The organism is Rhodococcus sp. PSBB066, from assembly GCF_017068255.1.
Lineage (GTDB): Bacteria > Actinomycetota > Actinomycetes > Mycobacteriales > Mycobacteriaceae > Rhodococcus > Rhodococcus aetherivorans.
The window spans coordinates 6027869-6053191 of record NZ_CP070859.1; the positions used below are offsets into that span (position 1 = coordinate 6027869).

The following is a 25323-nucleotide window of genomic DNA, read 5'->3' on the forward strand; positions in this document are numbered from 1 at the left end:
GACGTCTCGGATTTACAGCTGGCCAAGGCACCGAATGCACACAGAAATCGATCGACTTGCCACACCGGCCGGTTGATTCGCGAAAGGAGAGAAGCAGATGACACGACTGTCCGATAAGACGGCGGTAGTGACCGGAGGTGGCCGCGGCCTGGGTTCGGCCATCTCGACCGCTCTGGCCTCGGAAGGCGCACACGTCCTGGTGGTTGACAGGAACAAGGAAGCAGCAGATGTCGTGGTTGCGGACATCAAGGCTTCGGGTGGTTCGGCCTCTGCCGAGATCCTGGACATCAGCGACCGTGAGGGCGTCAATGCCTTCGGCGCTCGGATGGCCGAGCAATACGGAAATATCGATGTGCTGGTGAACAATGCGGGCATCGCGCCCCGCATCAGACCGAACGATCCTGATCAGGCGGAGAAGTGGGATCAGGTCATCGGCGTGAACCTCACTGCGCAATGGGACATTACAGTCGCGCTGCTGCCCACGTTGAAGCATGCGGGCGCAAGCGTGATCTTCGTTTCGTCGATTGCCGGATTCACGGCGCCGAGATCGAGTGCCGCCTACGGCGCGTCCAAGGCTGCCGTCCGCTCACTGGTCCAGTATTTCGCCCGAACGCTCGGCCCGACAGGTGGTCGAGCCAACGGACTGGCACCGGGCAGGATCAAGAGCGACCTGATGACGGTGACCGGTGAAGCGGGCGAGAAGTTCCTCCAACGACTACCGCTCGGTCGTGTCGGCGAGACACAGGAGATCGCCGGCCCGGCGGTGTTCCTCGCTTCCGATATGTCCTCGTATGTCACAGGAGTCACGATTCCCGTCGATGGCGGTTACCTGGCCTTGTGAGCGGCAGCGTCACGCTTGGTGCACGCCGACGCAACCGCTGAGCCCCCAAAGAGTCGCCGCGATCGGAGATCCCGACCGCACTCCGATCGCGGCCTGACTCCATTGCAATCAGGAGAGAAGACAAATGGTGCTGACCGAAATCGAGCCGTTTCAGCCGGCGGATCTGTCGCAGATCGGCAGTGGCCTGAACCGGCCGGAATGCGTGCTGGCAGCAAGCGATGGCTCGATCTACACCGGCGATTGGACGCTCGGTATCGCGCGGATCGCGCCCGACGGGACCACTGGCCCCGCCGTCGAGGCAGATCTGATTGCGCAGGGCTTTCGGCCGAACGGTATCGCGTTGACGGCAGACGGTGACTTCTTGTTCGCCAATATGGGTAAGGCGGGGGGTGTCTGGCGGGTCGGACGGCGTGGTGAGGCCCGCCCCTTCGCGACCGAGCTCGACGGGACCGCTATACCGCGCACCAATTTCGTGCTGGTGGACGGTGACCGGGCCTGGATCACCATCAGCTCGTTGAGACGCAAGCACGACCACTTCACCGCGGAAGAGAACACCGGGCAGATCCTGCTGGTGCACGATGGCAAGGTCACTGTTGCGGCAGATGGGCTGAACTGGACGAACGAACTACGGCTCTCGCCCGACGGCAAGTACCTTTTCGTCAACGAGACCTTTGCCTGCCGCACCACCCGGTACGACGTTGCGGCAGACGGCCTGTTGAGTAATCCTGTCCGGATCACCTACCCGGAAGACACCTTCCCCGATGGCATGGCCGTCGATGCGGAGGGCGCGCTCTGGATCGTCTGTGTCATCTCCAACCGCCTGATCCGCATCGCACCGGATATGACCTGGACCGTCGTGTTCGAAGACGTCAATCGCAGTGAGCTGGACGCGATCGCCTCGGCCCATGCCGAGGGGCGCCTGACCTGGGATCAGATTTCGCACAGCCGTGGGTCTCGTGTGTCCAACCTGTCCAGCATCGCTTTCGGAGGACCGGATCTGAAGACGCTCTATTTGGGTGGGCTCGGCAATCGAGAGGTGCAGGTGTTGTGGTCTCCGGTAGCGGGAATGCCCATGGAGCATTGGCGATGAGGCCCTCGGCTCAGGTATTGGATCCGACTGTTCGCGGGCCTGTGACCTGGGGTGTCGGTAGAGGATCTGCGTCGCGCACCGACGGCTGTCCCACCGAATCGATCATCGTCGGCGAGTAGGTCGCACCGCCGATCCGCCACCGGCCGTCGGGGGCCGACATCGCCCATACGGACGGTTCTGCGGGACCGAGTGATCGGAAAGGGATTCGTGAGCAGAGAACTGAACGGCAAGGTAGCCGTCGTCACCGGTGGCGCGGGCGGGATCGGCCGCGCCGTCACCGAAGCGTTCGTCGACAACGGCGCCGTGGTGCTCGTCGGAGACATCGATGACCACCGCGGCGCCGAAGTAGCCGACACCCATCCCGGTTCGATCGTGTTCCACCACACCGACGTCACCTGCGAGACCGACATCCAGGCTCTCGTTGCCGCCGCAGTCGACACGTTCGGCCGGATCGACATCATGGTCAACAACGCCGGCGCACTCGGCGGCCAGGGTCGCCTGCTCGACGTCGACGCCGACTCCTTCACCCGCACCAGCGATCTGTTACTACGATCGGTGTTGCTGGGGCACAAGCATGCCGGGCAGCGTATGAAGGCCCAGGGCACCGGCGGAAGCATCGTCTCGATATCGAGTATCGCCACGACACTGGCCGGCATCGGATCGGTGTCCTACTCGGCCGTCAAGGCCGGAATCGAGCAGATCGCCCGCGCCGCCTCCCACGAACTGGGCCGCTACGCGATTCGCTCCAACGTCATCACTCCCGGTGTCATCCTGACCCCCATCCTCGCCCAGGCCACCCGCCTCGGCCGCGAACGCCACAACGAGTTCCTCGACCGACTGGCCCCACGGCTGGGCGAGTTGCACCCGCTCGGTCGTGCCGGCACAGTCCAGGACATCGCCGACGTGGCAGTGTTCCTCGCTGGTGACCGCTCCGGATTCGTCACCGGCCAATCTCTCACCGTCGATGGCGGTCTGACCTCCGTGTGGGCTCACGACATGGCCGTTCTCGTCCGGGAGGTGCTGAGCACGATGGCCGAAGGGCAGGGACCTCTTCGAACCCCGCCATCCGGAACCGCTGAGATCCGCTCCGGGACGGTGACCGAGTCGACAGATCGCTTTGAAACTTCTTGACATTCCCCGAGTGGGAGCGCACAGTGTGACGCAGAAAACAATCAATCGTTTTTTATGGCGTTCGTCCGGCTCGGCCGATGCCCGCCACGGTGGAAGCACCGTCGTCCAGGACGAATCCGTCCGGGCACGGAACGTCAGGGCGCACCTCGATCGAGGTCAGTGTCCCATCGGTTCCGTCGGCCCGCAGCTACCGACCCAGTGCCCGCCGAGCCGGCGGGCACGGCGCGCTGGGTAGACGCCATCATCCCGTCACCGTTCCACGAGGGAGCAGAAGGTATGGATGTCATCAGCAAGATCAATTCAACGAAGATGAGGCCTTATCAGTGGCTCATCGTTGTCTTGTGCATGTTTTGCAACATGCTCGACGGCTTCGATTTCTTCGCCATGGGCTTCGTGCTGCCTCATCTACCGGCAGACTTCGCCGCCCCCAGCGAAAAGGGATACCTGATCAGTGCCGGACTCCTCGGCATGGCGGCGGGGGCGATCTTCGTCGCTCCTCTGGCAGATCGCTACGGCCGGCGCCTTCTGATCCTGGCGGGCCTGACCCTGAACATCGTCTCGATGGTCACGACCGCCCTGGCACCGAACTCTGCGGTCATGCTCGGCGGCCGCTTCCTCACCGGCATCGGTGTCGGCGTCATCAGCGCCACCATGATCGTGGTGGCCCAGGAGTACTCCTCGGCCGCGCGCCGCAATTTCGCCATCGGCATCGTCACCGTCGGATTTCCCTTGGGCAGCACCCTCGCCGGCCTTACCGGCGTGTCCCTCATGTCGATCTTCGGCGGGGCATGGCAGGCGATGTTCTGGGTGGGGGCCGCCGTCAGCTTCCTCGGACTCGTCCTGGTCGCCGCTCTGCTGCCCGAGACCTTGACCTTCCTGCTGACCACCGACAAGCCGGGGGCACAGGACAAGGTCGCTCGCATCGCGACGAAACTGGGCCTGGATTACACCCCCACCGAGCAGCAACCGCAGTCGTCGACCACCGTCGCTCCCCCCGCCCCCGGCAAGCCTCGGGTGCTCAGCGCCGAACTGCGCGAGCGCACCGTACTGCTGTGGATCGGCTACGCCTTCCTCACCGCGGCGTACTACTTCGTCGGCACCTGGACGCCGCAGCTGATCGCCGACGCCAGCGGCAGCACTCAGGACGGCGCCATCGCCGGCACGATCATCAGCATCGGCAGCCTCGCCGGATCGATCGTCTTCGGGCTCATCGGCCTGAGATTCCTCGCCACCCGAATCGCCTGGATGGCACTGAGCCTGGCCGTGGTCAGCCTGGTGCTCTTCACCCTCACCATGGGCGGACCCCTCGCCCTCGTCATGGCCACCGCACTCGGACTGGCCGTGTTCGTGTCCGTGTCCTCCTACACCGCCATGGCACCACCGATGTACCCGGCGCTCGCCCGCGCTCGGGGTTACGGCCTGATGGTCGGTATCAGCCGTATCGGCGCGATCATCACCCCGATCCTGGCCGGCTACGCCTCCGAATCCGTTGCCCCCAAGTACATCTTCCTGGCGGCCTCGATCCCGCTCGCGATCTCGGCCCTGGCCGCTCTGCGTCTGTGGTCGATCACCCGTACCCAGTTCACCGCCGAACTCGCGGACGCAGCCGCGCTACACGAGGCGGCGCAGACTCTGGACACGGAATCGCGTACGGCCGTCCGGTAGGCGACACGTCCTCGGGCTAGACGATCCGCAGAGCCCGCCCCGGAATAACCGGCACAGCACTCGATCCCCACAACTCGACGGAAGGAACCACGATGTCCTCGACAGGTGACGATCCCACGGTCTGTGGCGGCCGGACCGCCGAGCGGATCACCAAGGTGGACCACGTCGCCTTCGCGGTCTCGTCGATGGCCGAAGCCGCAACGTTTTTCCGTGACGTGATCGGCGGGACGTTCCTGTGCGGCGGGGACAACGACGAGACCGGGATCCGGCTGACGCACTGGATGCTGCCCGGGTTCAAACTGGAACTGATGCAGCCGCTGCGCAGCGATTCGCTCATCTCCGAAGCGATGCGCCGCCGCGGCCCGGGTTTTCACCACATGACGTTCCTGGTCGACGACATCCCGCGCACGGTCGAGGCCCTGCGCACCGACGGGTGCGAACCCATCGACACCGACACCCGCCTATCGGCCTGGAGCGAAACGTTCCTCTCGCCTCGAGTCACGTTCGGAGCGCTGCTCCAGTTCGTCAGTACCGATCTGCGGTGGGACACCCCTACCCAGGATTACACCTGCGAGGACGTCCTCGCCGGCCGCATCGTGTGGCGGGACTACATCGCCTGTGTACGCGAGGACCACCCGATCGCCTGATGCGCCCCGCTGGACGACAAGGAGCAGTGATGACCGCCAATCCCGAGATCGAGAAAACCCCGTCCCTGACCGAGCTGGCCGCCTCGGTTCGAGAGCTGCAGGACAGGCAGAGCATCCGCGACTGCCTGATGACCTATTCACGGGCGGTGGACCGGCTCGATCGCGAATTGCTGCTGTCGGTTTACCATCCCGACGCCATCGACGACCACGGCGTCTTCGTCGGAAGCCCGGAGGAGTTCGCCGACTGGGCGATCGACATGCACACCCGGACCCACCTGTCCCACCAACATGCCATCTTCAACATCACCTGCGAGCTCGACGGCGATGTCGCCCACACCGAGACGTACTACATGTTCGTCGGGCTCAACCGTGAAGGAACACCCCTGACCATGAGCGGTGGCCGCTACCTCGACCGATTCGAAAAACGCGACGGCCACTGGGCGATCGCCGCGCGCGCCTGCATCCGGGACTGGGCACCGCTCGACTCGATCCCCGACCAACTCGACCAGGTCGCGATGACAGTGGTGAAAAACCTTCCGGAACGGACAAAGACCCTCATGCGGACGGGTCCCCAGCCTCGCCGAGACCGTTCGGACATCTCCTATCAGCGTCCGCTGACCATCGATCCCTCACGCCTCGGCGGCTGAGCCGCCGACGACGCCGTCACCACCCAGATCAGTCTCACAACAACACCACCCATCGAGCAATCGTCCCAGGAGAGATCCACATGAACAGACTGCAGGACAAGGTCGCCTTCATCACCGGAGCCGGCCGCGGGCAGGGACGCGCACACGCCGTGCGCCTGGCCGAGGAGGGCGCGAACATCATCGCCGTCGATCTCTGCGCGAACATGGCGAGCGTCCCGTACGACCTGGCGACCCAGGACGACCTCGCCGAAACCGCCCGGCTCGTCGACAAAGCCGGTGGACGGATCGTGGCGCGAACGGCAGACGTGCGGGACCTCGACTCTCTGCGCGCCGCCGTCGATGCCGGGGTCGCGGAGTTCGGCCGCCTGGACATCGTCGTGGCCAACGCCGGGATCTGGTCCAGCGCTCCCTTCCTCGACATGCCCGAACAGACGTACCACGAGATGATCGATGTACAGATGCACGGACCCTACAACACGTGTCGTGCCGCCCTTCCCCACATCGTCGACGGCGGCCGCGGCGGCTCGGTGATCATCATCAGTTCGACCGCCGGGATGCGGGGCTTCCCCAACCAGGTGCACTACAACATGGGCAAGCACGCCGTCGTCGGACTCATGCGGACCTTGGCGAACGAGTTTGCACCCCAGTTCATTCGCGTCAACACCATCCACCCCAGCTCCGTCGACACGAAGATGATCCAGAACGACGCGATCTGGTCCGCTTTCGCACCGGGAGTGGAGAATCCCACGTTCGACGACTTCGGTGACACCTTCACCGCCATGAACCTGCTGCCGGTGCCGTGGATGGAGCCGGAGGCGATCTCGGGTGCGGTCGCATGGTTGGCGTCGGACGATGCGAAGTACGTCACCGGCGCCACTATCCCCGTCGATGCGGGCTATCTCGGAAAGTACAACTGAGGCGGCAGACCCTGCGTGCGGGCAACCCGCGGTCCTCGTGATCTCGAGTTGTGTCCGCGAGCGACGGCGAGACAGCCACGCCCGCCTCCACCACGGGCGATGAGTCACTGCGCCGAGATCGAGCCCGTCAGCGCGGAGCGTCACGCCGACGGGGCTCGGATGCCCCAGCTCCGCCGGCGGGACCGGGTGAGGCAGACCCTGTATGCGGGTCTGCCTCACCGTCGTGAAAAGGACGACGAGTTGGACGAAGAGGGCGGAAGCCCCGCACAGGCGCGAGAAGAAATCCTGATCGAGGGCAGCACGGACGACACTCCGGTATCGGTAGAGTCGCCGGCGAGCATTCGTAGCAGACACATAGTGGACGCGATCTCCCTGAACACCATGCGCATTCTGCCCAGCTTCTGGTCAGCGCGATGGGCGAGAACATCCGATCTGCACCTCGACGAAGCTGTCCTCGGGTTCGCGTTCTCCGGCTATCGGCTGGTGGCGTCCGTTGCCGCGTTTCCGAGGGCCGTACTCGCAGACCGATGGGCGCCGTGAGAGCACTGCGCGCCGCCGGCCTCGGTGCGTTCGCCCTGGGTCTTGTCTTCACCTGGGCCGCGCACTCCGGTGCGGGTTTGGTACTCGCACTCGCGGTGGTCGGACTCGCTCCGGCCTTGGCCACACCCGCAGTGAACGTGGTGATCATGTCGGGTGTGCGCGTCCAACGACGCGCGCTTGCGTTCGCGGCGGCAAGTGCCAGTCCCGTGACGGCGCTGATGGTGGCCGGAGCAACCGCGCCGGTGCTGGAGAGACTGATCGGATGGCGGTCCGCCCTCGGCATCGGGGGTCTGGTCGCCGCGCTGATCGTGCTGTGGCTACGCGGGGCACAATCGCAACGGACGCGTTCCGTCCCGGCCGCTGCTCTGGAGAAGGTGTCGTTGCGTCCCTCTGGTGGTGATGATGACCGGGGTCCTGGCCGGCAACGTGGCATTGGGCGGCGCCACGGCCTTCGTGGTGATCGCCGCTCCCACTGCCGGCCTGGACATCGCGTCCGTCTCGTTCGTCGTTGCCGCCTGTGCCTGTGGATCGATCCTGTTCCGTCTGACGTGTGCTCTGATAGTCGACCGGCGGGGATCGGACCCGTTCCCCGTGGCCTGGATGATGGTGGTGGCCGGCGGCGGTGGGGTTTCGTTCTGTTGGCGTCAGGGATTCCCGGAGCATTTGTCGCCCGACTGATTTTGGTCTTGGTGCCCGGCTGGTCGTGGATCCCGCTGCTCGTACACGGGGTCACGAGCCGGTATTGCGATGCGGTGGCACCGGCCTCCGGTGTGGTCCAAGGTGCATACTTCGGCGGTGGTGTCGTAGGACTCTCGATAATGGGGGTTCTCGTCACGACCGCTTCGTACTCGTTTGCCTGGTTGGCGATGGGGGCTGCCAGCCTCGTCGCTGCACTCTCGGTCCTCGGGCAGGAACGCCGACTTCCACCGTTCCGCACGGCACGGGTGGGATGCTGATTCAGGCGTGGCCGTCCCGATCGGCCCTCTCGTCGCACGCTTTTTCGGATGGGGATGTGCGTTGCCAAGCCCCGGTACCCGCGCTGACGCATGCCCGGGGGTACCCCCGCCGGACCGATTCTTGTGGAATCGTGCCCGACGTGCGTTCGACGGCCTGCAATAGCGTTCGCAGCCACAAGTGCCCACGCTGTCGACACGCATCGCCACGCCGTGGCGACCGTGACCGTCCCTCAGGTTCCGCCCCTTGGGCCGGAGCACGTGAGGCAGACCCTGCGCGTGGGTCTGCCTCACCCGTCCTGACGACTGAGTTGGAGGAAGCGCCGGAACTCCACGCGGGCGTAGGAAAGCAGAGGATTCACCATCGGACTGATCTTGGTCTTGGCGCCCGGTTAGTCATGGATCTCGTTGGTCCTGGTTCTCACTGCATGTGACGCGGGGGCAGCGGTCTCCGGTGTGGTTCAGGTTGCCGACGTCAGTGGTGATGTCTTCGGCCTCGTTACCATGGGCGTACACATCGCGTTCACTTCGTACTCGATAACTTGGCTCTGGACGGGTCCTGCACGCAGTGTGTCGTCGCGTTCTCCTGGGTGGGAATGTCGCGGACACCATGCGCCGTGTCGGATAACGCTGTAGCACTTCGTTATCCGACACGGCGCACCGCGTCGCATTTGCCGATTTACAGGCTCAGTGGGCGGTCCCACCTCCGTCGACCACGAAGGTTTGTCCGGTGACGAGGTCACCACCGGAGCCGTGCAGGTGTAAAGCCATGGATGCGACGTCGTCGGGATTGCCCAGTCGGCCGGCCGGGGTACCGGCGATCATCACGTCGTACAGCTCCTTCGGGATATCGCCCAGGATGGGAGTCTCGATAGTGCCGGGCGCGAGGACGTTGACCCGGATTTTCTCGGAGGCGTCCTGGATGGCAGCTTGGCGGGAGAGGCCGAGGATGCCTCCCTTCGCAGCGGCGTACGCGGCCGTGTTCTGCATGCCGATCAGCGCGGCGACCGAGGAGACATTGACAATCTTCCCGCCACCGGAACCGATCATCGACGGCAGCACAGCCTGCATGCCGAGCCCCATTCCCTTCAATGGGCCGGGTCACGGCTTGTCCCGGCCGCCCTGTCACGACGCTGACGCGTTCAGACCAGGGTGTAGCCGCCGTCCACGAGAATGTCGTCGCCGGTGATGAACGAGGACTCGTCGGAGGCGAGGAACAGAGCAAGGTTCGCCACTTCGGAGGGACTGGCGATGCGATTCAACGGGGTGGCGTCCTTGATGCCTTGGATGAGATCGGCCGGAAGGTGGGGTGTCATTCCGGTGCCGATCACGCCGGGCAGGATGGCGTTGACGCGAATGTTGTCCTTGGCGTACTCCACGGCAGCAGTCTTGGTCAGCATAACGACGCCTGCCTTGCTCGCGCAGTAGGCGGGCATGTTCGCGAAGGCGACGTTGGCGGCCATCGAGGCCGTACTGATGATGGAGCCCCCACCGTTCTTGATCATTGCCGGGATGCCGTGCCGCATGCCGAGGAATACACCTTTGAGGTTCACATTCAGCACCTGGTCCCACGCCTCCTCGGTGTATTCACCGGTGGCCGCTTGGTCGCCGTCGATGCCTGCATTGTTGTACAGCACATCGAGACGGCCGAAGTGGGTGATGGCTGCCTGGATCATCGCCTCGACGTCGGCCGACTTGGAGACGTCGACGTGGACCGGAATACAGCCCTCGCCGAGGCGCTTGGCCACCTCTTCCTGCTTTCCGGAGATATCGGCCACCACGACCTTGGCACCTTCCCGATGGAAGACCTCCGCTGTCGCCTCTCCGATTCCCGATCCCGCTCCGCTGATGACGGCGACCTTACCTGCCAGCCTTCCGGACATTTCTTCCTCCTCGCATCGGGTGAACGACCGTGGAAAACAATCATTCGTTTCCAGAGACGGTAACGCGGGGGGCAAACAGCGTCAATAGGTTTCGGCACAAGCCGGGTAGACGACGATGAAGCCGCCTTTACCCCGTCAGGCCGAGGAGGGATGGTGGCGCCGCCAGAAGCAGCCGAGAGTGCCGGCACTCACAACCCTGACCGAAGGGTGGTTGACGTCACACCGATCGGCATCTAGCCTTGGAAAAAACAGACACTTGTTTTTTGACCCGGACCGTCGGGCCAAGTCCACCCAGAGAGGCAACGAGGCATGACTCAAGAGCAGACGCGCACCACCCCGGACGTCGAGTCCCTCAAGGGACGCTTCGGACGAGACATGTTCAACGACTTCGATATCGACGACCCGAAGTTCAACGAGCACTTCTTCGACATCCTCGACGAGATGGTCGCGAAGTGCCCGGTTGTGCGCAGCAACGTCGGCAACGGGTACTGGATGGTCACCCGTCAAGAAGACGTGCGGAAGGTCGGCCAGGACTGGCGTACCTTCAGCAGCGCCAAGGGATACATGCCGAACCGCCCCGAGGGGCTGCCGTACCTCATGCCCGAGGAATCGGACCCGCCCAAGCACACGGCATGGCGGAAGGTCCTGAACCCGTACCTGAGCCCGACCACCGTCGCCCGGTACGAGGATCAGATCCGCGCCGACGTGAACACCCTCATCGACCGATTCATCGACAAGGGCGAATGCGAATTCGTCAGCGAATTCGGATCGAAGCTACCGGGATGGGCCTTCTTCAAGAACGTGCTCGGCGTGCCGATCGACGACCTCGACATGCTCGTCACCGGCGTGGAGAACGGCACCTTCGCTCCGCCGGAGGAACGGCCCGGACACATGGCGAAGGTCTTCGAGTACCTCGGCCAATACCTGGAGATCCGCAAGAACCAGCCCCCGCGCGGTGACCTGGTCGACGTCATCGCCGCCGGCGTGGAGTACGAGGACGGTCAGCCTGCACCGTGGGAGGACCGGGTCAGCATTCTCGTCGACCTGACCTTCGGTGGCATCGCCACCACCACCTACGTCATGGCGGGTGCCATCCATCACCTGGCCACGCATCAGGGGGATCGTGAAGCCCTTGTCGACAATCCCGACATGATCGAACGGGCGGTGGAGGAATTCGTCCGGGTCTTCCCACCGGTGGTTGCCCTCGGGCGCACCTGCACCCGAGACACCGAGGTCGCCGGCACGCCGATGAAGGAAGGGGATTTTGTTCTGCTCGGTTACAGCACAGCATCGCGCGATCCCCGTGTGGTGGAAAATCCCGGGAAGATCGATATCACCCGGCAGACGGTGCTCCACACCGCTTTCGGCGTAGGCCAGCATCGCTGCATCGGGTCGAACTTGGCACGACTGGAACTGCGTGCCACCTTCGACGAGTGGCTCAAGCGGATCCCCGATTTCGGTATCAAGCCGGGAACCGAGCCGAGCTACGAGACCGGAATTCTGCGCACGATGAAGGATCTGCACCTGGTCTTCTGACCAGCATGCTCCGGGCGTAGACGCGCCGACCAGTGGCGCGACCGGACACTTCGGTCGTGGATGTAGTGAACCACGCATGAACGACGTGATGGAGGATCACGATGAAGGTAGAGATCGACGGCACACTGTGCTCAGGTCATGGACGGTGCTTCATCCTCGCCAAGGATGTGTACCGACTCGACGACGAAGGCTACAACGCCGACCGCGGTTCCACCATCGAAGTGGCGCCCGGCCAGGAGGCAGCCGCCGAACTCGGGATGCGAAACTGCCCCGAGGGAGCGATCGCCCTCGTCGACAATTAGGACGGGACACACGGGCGGGCGCGGAGCAAAGGCAACGTCTCCGCGCCCGCCCCCTCTACCTTCCAGCGCTGACCCGGCTACTCCGACACACTCACTCGTCACCGACCACGCTTTCATCGATGGCGACCAGCCATCCATCGCCACTTCCATCCCCTTCTGCAGGGTTGTACCGAGGACACTTGTCATGGCCTATGTGATCACCCAACCGTGTTGCAACGACGCCTCCTGCGTGCCGGTGTGCCCGGTGGACTGCATCCGCCCCACCCCGGGGGACCCGCAATACCTGAACACGGAGATGCTCTACATCGATCCCGTGACGTGCATCGACTGCGGGGCGTGCATGGACGCATGCCCGGTCGGCGCCATCTACCCGGAGTGGGACCTCACCGGGACCGACGTGCGGTACGCCAGCATCAACGCAGACTATTTCGACAAGCACCCGCTCCAGTCCAAGGGCATGCCGAACATTTCGGTATCGACGATCGCATTGCCCGAGCAGGACCAACCGTTGCGGGTTGCGATTGTCGGCTCAGGCCCGGCGGCCTGCTATGCGGCCGATGATCTGCTCACCAACGTTCACGGGGCCGTCGAGGTCGAGATGTTCGACCGGCTCCCCACCCCCTGGGGGCTCGTGCGGGCGGGTGTGGCTCCCGACCATCAGCGCACCAAGGCTGTCACCGATCTCTTCCGAAACGCCGCAGCCAAGCCGGCTCTGCAGTTTCACCTCAACGTCGAAATCGGCAAGCACCTGAGCCACCCGGAGCTGATGTCGCACCACCACGCCGTCATTTACGCGGTCGGCGCGCTACGCGACCGTCGTCTCGGCGTTCCGGGTGAAGACCTGCCCGGCAGTCACGCTGCGACCGAGTTCGTGGCCTGGTACAACGGTCACCCGGACTATGCCGACCTGCAGTTCGATCTGTCCGGTGAACGTGCCGTCGTCGTCGGCAACGGCAACGTCGCCTTGGACGTGGCACGTATCCTGGTCTCCGACCCGGACGATCTCGCTGGAACCGACATCGCCGATCACGCATTGGACGCTCTGCGACACAGCCGTATTCGCGAGGTGTTGGTGCTCGGTCGTCGCGGACCGGTTCAAGCCGCATACACTACCCCGGAGCTGTTGGCTCTCGGAGCGCTCGAGGGGGTCGACGTGGTGGTCGATTCTCAGGATCTGATCTTGGACGAGCACAGCAGAGCTGCGCTGGAGGACCCCGCGGCCGAGCCCTCGACTGTGCTCAAGACCGAGCTCGCCCGCGAGTACTCCACCCGAGTCCCCGACCCGACGCGCAAGCGAATCGTGCTGCGCTATCTCGCTTCACCGACCGCGGTGCTCGGCGCCGGCCATGTCGAAGCCATCGAAATCGCACACAATGAACTCTATCGGGCCGCCGACGGCTCTCTCAAAGCCCGCCTCACCGACCGGACGGAGACCATAGAGACGGGTCTTGTGCTGCGTTCCATCGGATATCGCGGCGCAGGCGTTCCCGGCGTCCCCTTCGACGACGCCACAGGAACGATCCCCCATCGAGACGGGCGGGTCATCGACCCGCAGACCGGCGAGTCCCTGACCGGTGTGTACACCGCAGGCTGGATCAAGCGCGGACCCTCCGGCGTCATCGGAACCAACAAGAAGTGCGCCCAGGAGACCGTCAAGGTATTGCTCGAGGATTTCCTCGCCGGCACACTGGAGGGACCCGCTTCCGACTGCAGCAGGGAACAACTGAGCGCCCTCGTCACCGAACGACAGCCGGAGGTCGTCGACTACCGAGGATGGCAGGCCATCGACGCTGCCGAACGCAAGCAAGGCAGGGAACACGGACGTCCCCGCATCAAGATCACCAATGTGAAGGCGATGCTGGAAGTGGTCAAGGTGCACGACACCTCGACACGCTGATCTCCCACCTCGCAACGGCGGTGCGGTCACGGCGGGAGTCAGTCCTGTGGCGGAAGAGCAGGGTTTGAACACGTCAATGCAGACACTGCACGGGCCTTCGATTCGAGGGCGGGACCGCAGGACACGCCGCGATAGTCCTGCGCTGCAGTGTGTGCGAACAGTCGCGTTGTGCATCCGCCCGTCGATCAGCGGCAGCTGTCCGAAAGGGCGCCCCTGCGTCGGCCGAGTGCACCCAGGGGAATCAATCCGCAGTATTGAAAAACAAATGATTGTTTGCAACACTGGAGACCAGCCCACTGGATGCCGGAACGCCCGAACTTCTCACACTGGGCCGATCCATCTACGGATCAGTACTTCCCGTCCGGTCCGTTGCGCCCCGAGGCACAACGTGAACGAAAGGAGAGATCGATGACCACCGAAGACCAAGAGTTTATCGACTTCGCAACCAAGTGGCTCCCTTTCGGCGGGGGCGACGAATACATTCTTCCCCAGTTCGGCGTCACGCCGTACACCTTCTACCTACGACTGCACACCCTGCTGCAGTCACGTCCGACGCTCGGCTTGGGGCTGACGGCAAAGCGCAAACTGGCCGAAGCGTGCGCAGCAAAGCTGTCCCAGAGGAGTCGACGCGCCTCCGAGTTGGTTTGACCGCTTACGTCGACCCCGGGTCTCGGGGCGCGAAACTCGAGGAGAAAGGGCAGACGGATGGATCTCGGTGTGCACGGTAAGGCGTTCGTGATCACGGGCGGCTCCGACGGCCTTGGTCTGGCGACCGCGCGCTCGCTGCTCGCCGAAGGCGCCCACGTCACCATCTGCGGCCGCGACAAGCGTCGACTCGACGACGCCGTCACCGCCCTCGGTCACGACGTGCACGCGGTCCCCGCCGACGTCACCCGCATCGACGACCTCACCACCCTTATCGACGCCACCACCGACCGGTGGGGCCGCGTCGACGGACTGCTCAATGCCGCCGGCGTGCATACCGGCGGCCGGTTCGAAGACATCACCGACGAGGAATGGATCGCGGACTACGAACTGAAGTTCCTCGCCGCCGCCCGGACGATCCGCCTCGCCCTTCCGCACCTGCGAGCCAGCCGCGGGGCCGTGGTCAACGTCCTGAGCACCGGCGCCCGCACTCCCGGACGCAAAGCCATGCCGAGTGCCCCTCTGCGCGCCGCCGGGCTGAGCATGACCAATGCGCTCGCCACCGAACTCGGGCCCGACGGGATCCGGGTCAACGCAATCCTCGTCGGCGTCATCCGCAGCGGCCAGATCCAGCGCCCCGCACTCGAGGCGGGCCGCGACGTCGAGGAATACCTACACACGATGGCCGACCGGATGCGGATCCCGCTCGGTCGGGTCGGCGAAGCTCACGAGTTCGGTGACACCGCCGCCTTCCTGCTCTCGCCCCGAGCGGGCTACATCACCGGCACCGCCGTCCACGTCGACGGCGGCCACTGCCACGCCATCTGACAGCGCGTCCAGAGTTGGTCGATGCGCCCCTCCGTCGATCCGCTGGCGAAAGGTCCGACCGATCCAGCCGATGCCGGACTACCCACCATCCCCACGGTTGCCTCTCCCCTGTCGGTGGTCGTGGTCTCAGTTGAGCGATCGGCCGGAGCCGAGCGCCCTGCCTCCTCCTCGGCAGGGTGTTCGGTTATCCACCACCGCGTCTCGACAGACCTGGGGGCTTCACGAACGAGATGAAGGGATGGTCCGTCGACGAGGCGATCAGCCATCCAGAGCGTAGTCGACGGCATCGTCGAGCCCGAGTCCTCTCCCGTGGCGCAGTCGGGCTTCGAATTCGTTGTTACCGAGAGTAATCCGCGCGGACTTCTCGCATTCCGCATGATTGCGGTCAAGCGCACGGAAGAGTAGCGATGAGCTTCCGGTCGCACGTCCCAACGACTCCGCTGCGCCCATCAGTACGGCAGCGCGTTCGGCACGGTTCTCAACGTCCTCGGTCCACGCCAGCGCCTCGAGGCATACCGCAGCAGCCAGAGGTTCGCCGACACGCCGAATCACACCGAGCGCCTGCTCGAGCATCACCCGAGCCTCATGGTGATCGCCCTCCTGGAACAGCGCAACACCCAAGGCCCACTGCGAGTAGGACCGATACACGAACTCACCGTGCGCTTCGGTGATGGCCAGCACCTTCCGGTGGCACTCGATCGCTCGGTCGGTATCGCCGCGCAATTCGTATGCGAGACCGAGCATCACCAGAATCCAGACGTGCCGCGAAAGGTGATGTTCCGCATCGAAGACCGCGAGTGCACGCTCCAAATGCGTGCAGGCCTGGACCAGATCACCGCTGTACAAAGCGAGAAGGCCGGCGGCGTGATCGGCGCGGGCATCCAGGAGCGGGTCGTTCGCGCCCTGGACCAGGGCTTTGCACTGCTCGACCAACTCAGCCCCGGTAGCCAAATCGCCCTGCAGTTCGGCGAGAACACTGTGGGCATAGAGGGCGTCGATCCTGTCATTGCTGGAGGCGAGAGGATGCATGAGCATACGTCCGAGCCAGTGGCGGCCTTCGTTGAGCAGCCCCCGTGCCAGCCAGTACGGAAACAGCGCGGTGGCCATCCGTAATGCGGGATCCGATCTGGACGCGGCCGGTTCGGTCGAAGCGAACTCGAGGGCCTCACGCAGATTCGGCAACTCTCTGTTCAAGCAGGTGATCCAGTCCAGCTGCCGGGGACTGATCCATTCCGCTTCTGCCCGCAGGACCATCTGCTCGAACCACTCCCGGTGGCGGTGGCGCCACCCGAGGTACTCATCACACTGTTGAGCCTTCTCGCGACCGTACTGCCGGATCGTCTCGAGCATCCGGAAGCGAACCTGATCATCGTGCTGTTCTCGAATCATGATCGACTTGTCGACCAGCGCAGTGACCCGGTCGAGAACGTCGGTAGAGGTCGCGGTGCCGCCACTCAGGTACTCGACCGCCTCGAGGCCGAAACTGCCGGCGAAGATCGACAACTGTTGCCACAGTTGCTGTTCGGCGGGCGTGCACAGATCGTAGCTCCAGTCGATCGACAGACGCAGCGTCCGTTGTCGTGTGGGCACGTGCCGCTCCGCCGTGGTCAGGACGGTGAACCGCTCGGCCAAGCGTTGCCGGAGCTGCTCGGCAGACATCACCCGCATGCGGGCCGCCGCCAGCTCGATGGGCAAGGGCAGTCCGTCGAGCCGGGTACAGACCTCCACCACAGCGGCACGGTTGTACTCGGTCAACTCGAAGTCCGGCACGGCGGCTGCTGCCCGCTCGACGAACAGCTTCAACGCATCGAATCGGCGCGGTTCCCGGACCGATCCCAATTGATCCAAGGGCGGCACCGACAGCGGCGATACCCGCATGACCACCTCACCGCGAATACCGAGGGGTTCACGGCTGGTGGCCAGAATGCGTAGATCCGGACAGTGTCGCAACAACCGGTCCGCCAGCCGCGCCGCAGCGTCGACAATCTGCTCACAGTTATCGAGTACCAGCAGAAGCTGTCGCGAGGCCACGAAGTCGACTACTGCATCCTCCAGCGATCGACCCGGCGAATCTCGGACGTCGAGTACCTCGGCCACGACATCGACGAGTAGCGCCTCGTCGTTGAGTTCTCCCAACTCGACCAGCCACGCACCGTCGCGGTAGCTCGGCTGCAGCTCCGTCGCGACCCGCAGCGCCAGCCGCGTCTTACCCACCCCACCGATCCCGGTCAGCGTCAGCGCGCGGGAGGCCGTCAATCTCTTCTTCGCGGCGGAAACTTCTCGCCGGCGCCCCACGAAGGTGGTCGATTCGGCGGGCAGGTTCCCCACTCGGCGGACAGGTCTCACAGCATCGGGTAATCCGGGCCGGAGCCGGCCGCTGTACTCGAGCAGCGCCATCTCGTCGGCTCGCTGCCCTCGACTCACCTGGATTTGTTGCAGCTCGTGCCCAAAGGCTGCTGCAGTGCTCGGGCGTCGGCGGGGATCGGCGTCCATGGCGCGTTCAACAGCGCGGCTGATGTCATCCGGAAATCCGTTTTCGCGTAGATCCGGGACCGGCTGGGTGGTGATCCGCAGGAATTGGGCGACCACCTGCTCACCCTGTCGGCGTTCGAAGGCAGCGTGCCCGGTCAGAGCTGCGAACAACGTCGCTCCGAGGCCGTAGATGTCCGAGGCCACACTGGGACGCTCGCCGCTGAGCACCTCCGGCGCGGTGAATGCGGGCGACCCGATGATCGCCCCGGTTTCGGTTTCGAAGCCCCCTTCGATGTGGGCAATCCCGAAGTCGGTCAGCACCGGCTCGCCGTACTCGGTGAGAAGGACATTCGCCGGTTTGACATCGCGGTGCAAGACTCCCAGCCGATGGGTCGTGTCCAAGGCACCGGCAAGCCGGACCCCCATCCGCAGGGCGTCGTCGACCGACAACGGACCTTGGCGGCGGATCCATGCGTCGAGGGAAGTCTGGGGGTAGTACGGCATCACCAGATAGGGCCGGCCACTGTCGGTCGTCCCGACCTGCAGGACATGGACGATGTTGGGATGCCCGGTCAACCGGCCCATGGCCCGCTGCTCACGCAGAAACCGGGCAAGGTTCTCCTCGTCCAATGACACGGTGAGGATCTTGACGGCGACCGTACGGTCCAAGGCCCGCTGCCGACAGCGGTAGACCATGCCGAAGCCGCCGCGTCCGATCTGCTCGGCGTCCTCGAAACCCGCTGCCCCGAGTTCGGCACCGATGGCCGTCGCGTCGTCGCGCTGAGTCGCCCGCGGATCACCGCCTGCCATCGCAGCAACCTGTTCCAGCGTGTCGGCTCGACCGCTTCAACGCAACAATCAGGCTTGTTCGCCGTTCCTTCAATGCCATGTGCCACCTCTGCGGACAGTTTCAGAATAGCGCGGCAACACCGCCGTCACCGTGCAGCTGATGTCGACGAACGTCTGGAACATGATCCACATCGTCGCCACCGCGGCGAGCATGCACAGGAACGGATCAGCCGAACCCATCGCCACCCGTAATCCCACCCACAATTGCGCGGCGAACTGCCCGATCACCACCAGCATGCCGAATTCTTCCCCGGTGATCGAAAAGGGGAATTCGTTGTATGCCTGCGGCCTGGAACTCCACTTCGGGTCCGAAGGTCCAGGCCTGCACCCCAACCATCGAGCGCACGATCTACAGTCGCGCCCTGATCTCCTGGACTACGGCTTCGACGTCGGTGTACGAGGATACGGGGAAATCCCCACACAACTGCGCGGTCGCCCGGCTGATGCCCTGCTCTTTCCGACCAGGGGGTGATCATGGCACAATCCTCCCACCGCACCAATTGCCTGAACATCGTAATATGTTGGGGCACAGGGTCATATCTCGGAGAGTAGCCACGCCGCCCCGGTACGCCCCACACCCACGGCCGTGTGTGTGCTCCGGCTGTCGCGCTGGACAGCCCAGTATCCGATGTCGGGGACACACCGCAGCCGCACCGGGGACCGGTGTACGCGGCCGCCAGCCCCGGGGCATTACCGATGTCGAACCTACGTTCCCGTGAGTAGATGGCACTCCCCGGTCCTCATGCTGGTCCACATTCCCTGCGCCAGAAGGGCAGAACAAGCAGGTCGCCCAGTCCGGCGCTTCGAGCAGGGAGGTTGCCATGACCCACGAACAAGGCCGACACGGCGTATGGCAAGCCGACCGTGCCCCTCGACCCGCCAGCCTCCGCACAGCACACCGCTGGGGAAATAGCGCCGGTCGGGCAGGACACCGGGCGGGCGGGACTATACGACGCACTGCGCACTGCCGGCACCGCCTACTTGCGCACCGTCGGCGAAGCACTCGCCGCACACCAGCGCAACGAGACCGGCCCCAACACCGATGCCGGCACCGAAGCGGAAGAGACGAGCTGCCATGCCACGCGCCCGACCTCGGCGACGAAGCCGAACCGGCATAGTGGCGGTGGCAGACTCGACACGCTGATATGGCATTCGGTATCAGCGTGCCGGACCGTCAGCTGTCGACGAACCGAAGGCTAGCATTATCGACAGGTGACAAGGCCGTCCGAAACCTGATGGGGTGCATCGGTCCGGTCTCGGCGGGACCGGTGCCTGAGACGCTATCGAGTTCGCGGCCGATGAGGGCCGGGTCGTGCATTTTCCGCTCGACCGTGTCCTGGATGATCTCTCCGAGCCGGATCAACCCTCGATCGTTGCGAGTGGCAGCGGTCGGCGAGCGACCCGACGGTGCTTTCCAGCTGCTGCGACGGTGAGCGGCTCGAGTGGCTCGGCTACCGCGGTGGTGTCGGCCTGGCGGGTGGCTTCGAGGGCGTTGGAGCGAGCTGTCCGGGCCATGTGCTCATCCCGGGTGACGATTTCCGGCTGGCCGCGGATCCGCTCGCACAGCCGGGCGGCGTCCGGGCGTTGGACAGCGGCAACTCGGCGCGCAGGGGTTGGCTGCGGCATCGTGGCCTGTGCTGAAGGAGACAGGAATGCGACGTCACGGGGTCAACGCCCGACAATCGTCGAGCTGAGCGGGGGGCTGGCCACCGCCGCGTTCCCGGCTGTCGTCCTGGATCACCGTGCCGACGTACCGATTCGTGAACGGGATCTTGTCGGCCCCCACGGTCCCCTGCAGCACGATCTTGCCGTTGACCCGGGCTGTGTACAGGTCTCCCTCGGCCCGCAGCTCGATCACTGCGCCTTCGGGAAACCTCGACGTGGACGCGTACTGCGGAGTCCCCGCCACGGGGGTGAACCCGTTCGGGTTGGCAGGATCTTCGTGGTACAACGCCATGATGCTGTCGGTGAACGCGAACTGCACACCGGTGTCGACACCGGGATTGGCGCGCACCACCGGACCGATCGACGAGTGCTCCGGCTCGCGTCCGTTCCAGCGGACCACACACCGCATCACCTGCGTCTCGCTCGGCATCGGCTCACTCCAGAACGCAAGACTCAACGGAGTCGACGGAGTCCCCCGGCCGTCGAGATGACCGTTCACGATCTTCAGTGTGCCTCCACCCCAGGTGATCCAGTTCGGGCCGAGCGGGCCGTCCGGGCGATCGAAGTCGTCGGCCGCACGCAGCACCAAGGGGGTCGCCGGAGCCGGTGCGCGGTAGTTGTCCCCGCCCCTCTCGTCGGCGGTGTCTATGAGCGGCGAGGCCGCGATCCTCGGAATCGGAGCGAATTCGGGCCCGGCAGGGCGGGCATGTGGGTCCGCGGTACCCGGATCCGCGTCAGCCAGAGGTGCCAGTCCAGTTGCGAGTGCGAGCGACCCACACACGATGCCGAGCCGCACGGCGCCTTTTCGGACGGACGTGAGAATACGATCGTTCGGTTCGGGAAGCACGCCGGGAATTTTAGGGCCCGAAAGCACATATGACAGTGATGCTCGTCACGACCACGTCCCTCCGGGCCGCGGCGGGCCGTTGTCTCCAGCGCCCATATGCACCGATCAGAGGCATACACGGTGTCAGTAGTGGGGGACCCTGGCGGTCCTGTTTCCGGGATTCGAACGGCCTCCTCGACGGCGGAGCTCTGCGCCCAGCCGTGCAGCCTGACGCGTGAGGTGGTCGCGTTCGGGGAGGTTGGGCGCCGATCGGGCCGCTTCGGTGTAGAGCCGTGCTGCGGTCACCAGGTCACCGGCACGCTCGTGGAGGTACGCCGCGGCGGCGGCGTGGCGGGGCAGGGCGGGGTCGAGCCCCGCCAGGGCGGCCAGACCGGCCCGCGGGCCGTCGGCCTCGCCGACCGCGACGGCGCGGTTGAGGCGGGCCACCGGGTTGTCGGTGAACCGCAGCAACTCGTCGTACCACTCGACGATCTGCACCCAGTCGGTCTCCTCGGCCGTGCGGGCATCGGCGTGGAGCGCGGCGAGGGCGGCCTGGGCCTGGAACTCCCCCAGTCGGTCGCGGGCGAGCGCTGCCTGGAGCACGTCGACGCCCTCGGCGATCAGACGGGTGTCCCACAGGCTGCGATCCTGCTCGGCCAGCGGCACGAGGCTGCCGTCGGTACGGGTCCGCGCCGGGCGCCGTGCGTGGTGGAGCAGCATGAGCGCGAGCAGGCCCGCCACCTCCTCATGCTCGATCATGGCCGCCAGCTGGCGAGTGAGCCGGATCGCCTCGACGGCGAGGTCGACGTCGCCGGAGTAGCCCTCGTTGAAGACGAGGTAGAGCACGCGCAGCACCGTGGCGACGTCACCGGGCCGGTCGAACCGGACACCCGAGACGGTCCGCTTGGCCCGGCTGATGCGCTGGGCCATGGTTGCCTCGGGCACGAGGTAGGCCTGCGCAATCTGTCGCGTGGTCAGACCGCCGACCGCGCGCAGTGTCAGCGCGACCGCCGAGGCCGGCGTCAGGGACGGGTGCGCGCACAGAAAGTACAGCGCAAGCGTGTCGTCCACTGCCTCGGCCGGGCCGGGCCCGGGCTCGACCTCGACGAGCACCTCGCGCCGCCGCCGGGAGGACTCGGCGCGGGTGGCGTCGAGGAACCTGCGCCAGGCCACGGCGACCAACCAGCCCTTCGGGTCCCGCGGCGGATCGTCCGGCCACACGCGCACCGCTTCGACCAGGGCGTCCTGCACGGCGTCCTCGGCCGCCGCGAAGTCGGCTCCGCGGCGGACGAGGATCCCGATCACCGTGGGGGTGAGGGTCCGCAGCAGGGTCTCATCCACCGTGCCTCACTCCGTGACGGTCGGAGGCGCGGACAGGAACGGGCGCACCTCGAGCCACTCGTGAATCGGCTTCCCACCCGCCCCCGGAGCCGCAGACAGCTCGCCGGCCAGCTCCAGCGCCCGCTCGTAGCTGTCGACGTCGATCACCATCCAGCCGGCAATCAGATCCTTGGTCTCGGCGAACGGGCCGTCGGTGACCGGCGGCCGCCCCTCGCCGTCGTACCGGACGAACGTGCCCTCCGGGGACAGCGCCTGCGCGTCGACGAACTCTCCGGTGCCCTCGAGCCGAGCGGCGAAGTCGTTCATGTACTGCATGTGGGCGGAGATCTCCTCCGGCGTCCACTGGTCCATCGGCACGTCGTTGACCGGTGCCGGCGCGCCACGGTAGTGCTTGAGCAGCAGGTACTTGGCCATCGTGTTCTCCTTGATGCGGTACAGCCCATTGTGGCCGTGTTCACCTCAGAGACGGAGCCGTGCTCGGGATCTCGACATCCCACCGCGACATTTCCCGGCGATCCTCCTGACACCGCGCACTCTGCGGCGCCACGGGAGCCGCGACGAGCTTCGCGCCCGCGGGCTTGCAGGCCGGCCACGACGGCGTCGAGCGAGAGAATGTGGGCAAGAACCAGAACAGGGCCGGCTCCCGTTCCCGGAACCGGCCCCTGACCTGCCGTGCAGCGTTTCCGCTGGTAGAGCCCCCTGTCAGGATTGAACTGACGACCGCTCGCTTACAAGGCGAACACGAGGCCAACGGTGGCCGTCGTGCAACACCGTGACCTGCGCGTTTACCGCGCTCGCCACCGCCCGGGAACGTGCATCGGTGCGCGAGTTGTGACAACTGTGTGACAACTTTCGCCCGCGCGTACTCCCTCGAACTCGATTCCGTTCGCACTTCCCCGGAAGGAATCCCTCCATGAAACGTGCCCACAGCACCGACGCGTACCTCACCGTCACGATCGCCGCCCTCGCGTTCCTGCTTTCCTATACCAAGCTCGTAGACCTCGCGCTCCGCGCCGGCTACGGCGCCTACGCCGCACACGTGTGGCCGCTCATCGTCGACGGCATCACCATCGTCGCCACCCGCGGCGTCCTTCGCCTTACCGGATCCCGCCGCTACGCGTGGACCCTCCTCGCCGCCGGCACCGGAGTATCGATGACCGCCGCCGTCGGCAGCCAGGTCCTTCCGCCGGGACCACTCCCGCCGCTCGCGGCCGCAGCGGTGTCGGTGGTGCCACCGCTGTGCCTACTGGTCGCGCCGCACCTCGCGGTGCAACTTGCCCGCGACGCACAGTCGCGACCTGGTCGCGACGTAGACACAACCCCGGACACGATGCCTGCGGAGGCGGCGGCACCGACTGTCGAACCGGAGGTGGCAGTCGAGACACCCAAAGATCGGCGAGCACGCGCACTTGAGCTGCTCGCCACCACAACCATGTCCTTCCGCGCCGTCGCGAAGGAAGTCGGTGTCACCGACACGTCGGTACGACGGTGGGCACGAGCCGGCCAGGAAGTAACACAAAACAGACCGGATGGGATGATCCGGGCATGAGACTCCGCGCCGTCGCCCTTGCTCCCGCCGCCATACTCCTGCTCGCAAGTTGCGGAGGTAGCGACGACGGCACCGAGGTCGTCGAATCAGCCGGCCCTACCAGCACGACCGGCGCGGAGCGGTCCTCCGGCCTCAACGCTCGGGGCGCAGTCGAAATCGCACTCGGTGAGACCGCGACCGTGTCCCAGAGCGGCGCGATCGTCCTTGAGGTTTCCGATACGGCGCTGACCACCGAAGGGTGTCCCATCAACACGACGGACCCCGACCAGATCACGAAGAAGGCATTCCAGGCGACTGTGGCGATCGGCGATGCGACAGCGACCCAGTGGCTCTGGCAGTCGGACTTCTACTACGTCGACAATGCCGGGAAGATCGCGAAGAACCTCGACACATCGGATGCGACGCCATGCTCGACTCGCGGGTCGAACGCGTTCATCGATCTGCCGGCGAACTCGTCGGCAGATGGGACGGTGACGCTCGACGTGCCGAACGATGCGCGTGTGATCGGTTATCACACGACACAGAGCGGTGATGATGTGCGGATCGAGTGGGTGCTTCCGGAAGTGGCCGCCGCGCCTGAGTCTGAGATCGTGGAGGAGGTACCGGTCAGCACTTCGCCTGCGGTGACTACAGCCCGGACCACTGACGCTCCGGCGCCCGCGCAGGCTCCGGTTGGGAGTCCCCCTGTCGGCTACACCGGTGCCCCGATCGGTGATCCGCAGCCGTTGGTGGGGAAGGTCATCGACTACTGCATGGATTCGTCGATGTATCAGACCGGAACGACGATGTTCACCGACGGGACGACCGGGTGGACTCAGGAGTGCGCTGCCGGATAGGTCGCAGCAGCCCGGCAACGGCGAACGGACCAGTCTACGCCGAAGGTGACACCCTTCTCTTACACTGCTGACTGAACGCCCCGGCACCCACACACCCGGGGCGTTCTTCATGTCACGACCACTTCACTCCGGGCCGCAGCGGACCGACATGCGGCGGCTGGCCAATCGTTGTCTCGCAAAGTTCGGCAGATCCACGTGTGGCGACCCACGGCGACCAGTGTGCAGTTGCATGGGACCCAACCGACGAGGATCCCGTTCTAGGG

At 65.3% G+C, this 25323-nt stretch carries 23 protein-coding genes; 16 read left to right on the plus strand and 7 right to left on the minus strand.

Annotation, left to right across the window (positions count from 1 at the left end; genetic code table 11):
* The first annotated feature begins 97 nt into the window (after positions 1–97).
* The 8 genes from JYA75_RS27515 to JYA75_RS29015 all read left to right on the plus strand — a co-directional run bounded on the left by JYA75_RS27515 (position 98) and on the right by JYA75_RS29015 (position 8156).
* Positions 98–841, plus strand: a complete 744-nt coding sequence (locus tag JYA75_RS27515) for an SDR family oxidoreductase (RefSeq protein WP_006942936.1) — start codon at positions 98–100, stop codon at positions 839–841.
* Between the two features lie 124 nt (positions 842–965).
* Positions 966–1931 carry an SMP-30/gluconolactonase/LRE family protein gene (locus JYA75_RS27520; protein WP_006942934.1) on the plus strand — a complete coding sequence of 322 codons (966 nt, stop codon included), beginning with the start codon at positions 966–968 and terminating at the stop codon, positions 1929–1931.
* Positions 1932–2138: 207 nt separating this feature from the next.
* Positions 2139–3062 carry an SDR family oxidoreductase gene (locus tag JYA75_RS27525; RefSeq protein WP_044476301.1) on the plus strand — a complete coding sequence of 308 codons (924 nt, stop codon included), beginning with the start codon at positions 2139–2141 and terminating at the stop codon, positions 3060–3062.
* 345 nt (positions 3063–3407) lie between these two features.
* Entirely contained in the window at positions 3408–4727 is a 1320-nt protein-coding gene (locus tag JYA75_RS27530; RefSeq protein WP_239010506.1) for an MFS transporter, read from the plus strand.
* Positions 4728–4819: 92 nt separating this feature from the next.
* On the plus strand, positions 4820–5374 hold the full coding sequence (locus tag JYA75_RS27535) for a VOC family protein (RefSeq protein ID WP_006942929.1): 555 nt from the start codon (positions 4820–4822) through the stop codon (positions 5372–5374).
* Positions 5374–6021, plus strand: coding sequence for a nuclear transport factor 2 family protein (locus JYA75_RS27540; RefSeq protein ID WP_232334115.1), 648 nt, complete (start codon positions 5374–5376; stop codon positions 6019–6021). The genes JYA75_RS27535 and JYA75_RS27540 overlap by 1 nt, the downstream gene beginning before the upstream one ends.
* 80 nt (positions 6022–6101) lie before the next feature.
* Positions 6102–6938 carry a mycofactocin-coupled SDR family oxidoreductase gene (locus JYA75_RS27545; RefSeq protein WP_006942926.1) on the plus strand — a complete coding sequence of 279 codons (837 nt, stop codon included), beginning with the start codon at positions 6102–6104 and terminating at the stop codon, positions 6936–6938.
* Between the two features lie 933 nt (positions 6939–7871).
* Positions 7872–8156, plus strand: a complete 285-nt coding sequence (locus JYA75_RS29015) for a hypothetical protein (protein WP_239010507.1) — start codon at positions 7872–7874, stop codon at positions 8154–8156.
* A gap of 962 nt (positions 8157–9118) precedes the next feature.
* Here the strand turns inward: JYA75_RS29015 and JYA75_RS27555 are convergent.
* Together JYA75_RS27555 and JYA75_RS27560 are read right to left on the minus strand one after the other, a co-directional pair.
* A complete protein-coding gene (locus JYA75_RS27555; protein ID WP_006942923.1) occupies positions 9119–9514 on the minus strand; it encodes an SDR family oxidoreductase in 396 nt (131 codons plus the stop codon).
* Between the two features lie 59 nt (positions 9515–9573).
* Positions 9574–10314, minus strand: a complete 741-nt coding sequence (locus tag JYA75_RS27560; RefSeq protein ID WP_006942922.1) for an SDR family NAD(P)-dependent oxidoreductase — start codon at positions 10312–10314, stop codon at positions 9574–9576.
* A 309-nt stretch (positions 10315–10623) separates the two neighbouring features.
* Between JYA75_RS27560 and JYA75_RS27565 the strand changes: the two genes are divergently transcribed.
* The 5 genes from JYA75_RS27565 to JYA75_RS27585 all read left to right on the plus strand — a co-directional run bounded on the left by JYA75_RS27565 (position 10624) and on the right by JYA75_RS27585 (position 15522).
* Positions 10624–11850 (plus strand): cytochrome P450, encoded by a 1227-nt coding sequence (locus JYA75_RS27565; protein ID WP_006942921.1) that lies wholly within the window; start codon positions 10624–10626, stop codon positions 11848–11850.
* Positions 11851–11951: 101 nt separating this feature from the next.
* Complete coding sequence (locus JYA75_RS27570; RefSeq protein ID WP_006942920.1) at positions 11952–12152, plus strand: ferredoxin; 201 nt, start codon at positions 11952–11954, stop codon at positions 12150–12152.
* A 184-nt stretch (positions 12153–12336) separates the two neighbouring features.
* Complete coding sequence (locus JYA75_RS27575) at positions 12337–14049, plus strand: FAD-dependent oxidoreductase (protein WP_065923020.1); 1713 nt, start codon at positions 12337–12339, stop codon at positions 14047–14049.
* Positions 14050–14457: 408 nt separating this feature from the next.
* The gene (locus tag JYA75_RS27580; RefSeq protein WP_044476293.1) at positions 14458–14697 is read left to right on the plus strand and encodes a hypothetical protein; all 240 of its coding nucleotides are present in this window, start codon (positions 14458–14460) and stop codon (positions 14695–14697) included.
* A gap of 57 nt (positions 14698–14754) precedes the next feature.
* Entirely contained in the window at positions 14755–15522 is a 768-nt protein-coding gene (locus JYA75_RS27585; protein ID WP_006942918.1) for an SDR family oxidoreductase, read from the plus strand.
* Positions 15523–15780: 258 nt separating this feature from the next.
* Here the strand turns inward: JYA75_RS27585 and JYA75_RS27590 are convergent, their stop codons facing one another.
* On the minus strand, positions 15781–18804 hold the full coding sequence (locus JYA75_RS27590; RefSeq protein WP_006942917.1) for a protein kinase: 3024 nt from the start codon (positions 18802–18804) through the stop codon (positions 15781–15783).
* Positions 18805–18873: 69 nt separating this feature from the next.
* The gene (locus JYA75_RS27595; protein WP_081637032.1) at positions 18874–19176 is read right to left on the minus strand and encodes an FtsW/RodA/SpoVE family cell cycle protein; all 303 of its coding nucleotides are present in this window, start codon (positions 19174–19176) and stop codon (positions 18874–18876) included.
* A 1074-nt stretch (positions 19177–20250) separates the two neighbouring features.
* Between JYA75_RS27595 and JYA75_RS27600 the strand changes: the two genes are divergently transcribed.
* The gene (locus tag JYA75_RS27600) at positions 20251–20484 is read left to right on the plus strand and encodes a hypothetical protein (protein ID WP_146034312.1); all 234 of its coding nucleotides are present in this window, start codon (positions 20251–20253) and stop codon (positions 20482–20484) included.
* Positions 20485–20503: 19 nt separating this feature from the next.
* Here JYA75_RS27600 and JYA75_RS29020 read toward each other — a convergent pair whose 3' ends face one another.
* The 3 genes from JYA75_RS29020 to JYA75_RS27615 form a co-directional block, all read right to left on the minus strand.
* Positions 20504–20938: a hypothetical protein gene (locus JYA75_RS29020; protein ID WP_231772002.1), complete on the minus strand. Its 435-nt coding sequence runs from the start codon at positions 20936–20938 to the stop codon at positions 20504–20506.
* A gap of 540 nt (positions 20939–21478) precedes the next feature.
* Positions 21479–22675 (minus strand): DUF6596 domain-containing protein, encoded by a 1197-nt coding sequence (locus JYA75_RS27610; protein ID WP_029541195.1) that lies wholly within the window; start codon positions 22673–22675, stop codon positions 21479–21481.
* A 6-nt stretch (positions 22676–22681) separates the two neighbouring features.
* On the minus strand, positions 22682–23089 hold the full coding sequence (locus tag JYA75_RS27615) for a YciI family protein (RefSeq protein WP_006942909.1): 408 nt from the start codon (positions 23087–23089) through the stop codon (positions 22682–22684).
* Positions 23090–23588: 499 nt separating this feature from the next.
* Between JYA75_RS27615 and JYA75_RS27620 the strand changes: the two genes are divergently transcribed.
* Both JYA75_RS27620 and JYA75_RS27625 read left to right on the plus strand, forming a co-directional pair.
* A complete protein-coding gene (locus JYA75_RS27620; protein ID WP_168579150.1) occupies positions 23589–24224 on the plus strand; it encodes a DUF2637 domain-containing protein in 636 nt (211 codons plus the stop codon).
* The gene (locus tag JYA75_RS27625; RefSeq protein WP_168579149.1) at positions 24221–25060 is read left to right on the plus strand and encodes an acyltransferase; all 840 of its coding nucleotides are present in this window, start codon (positions 24221–24223) and stop codon (positions 25058–25060) included. Before JYA75_RS27620 ends, JYA75_RS27625 begins: the two co-directional genes overlap by 4 nt.
* Positions 25061–25323: the final 263 nt, after the last annotated feature.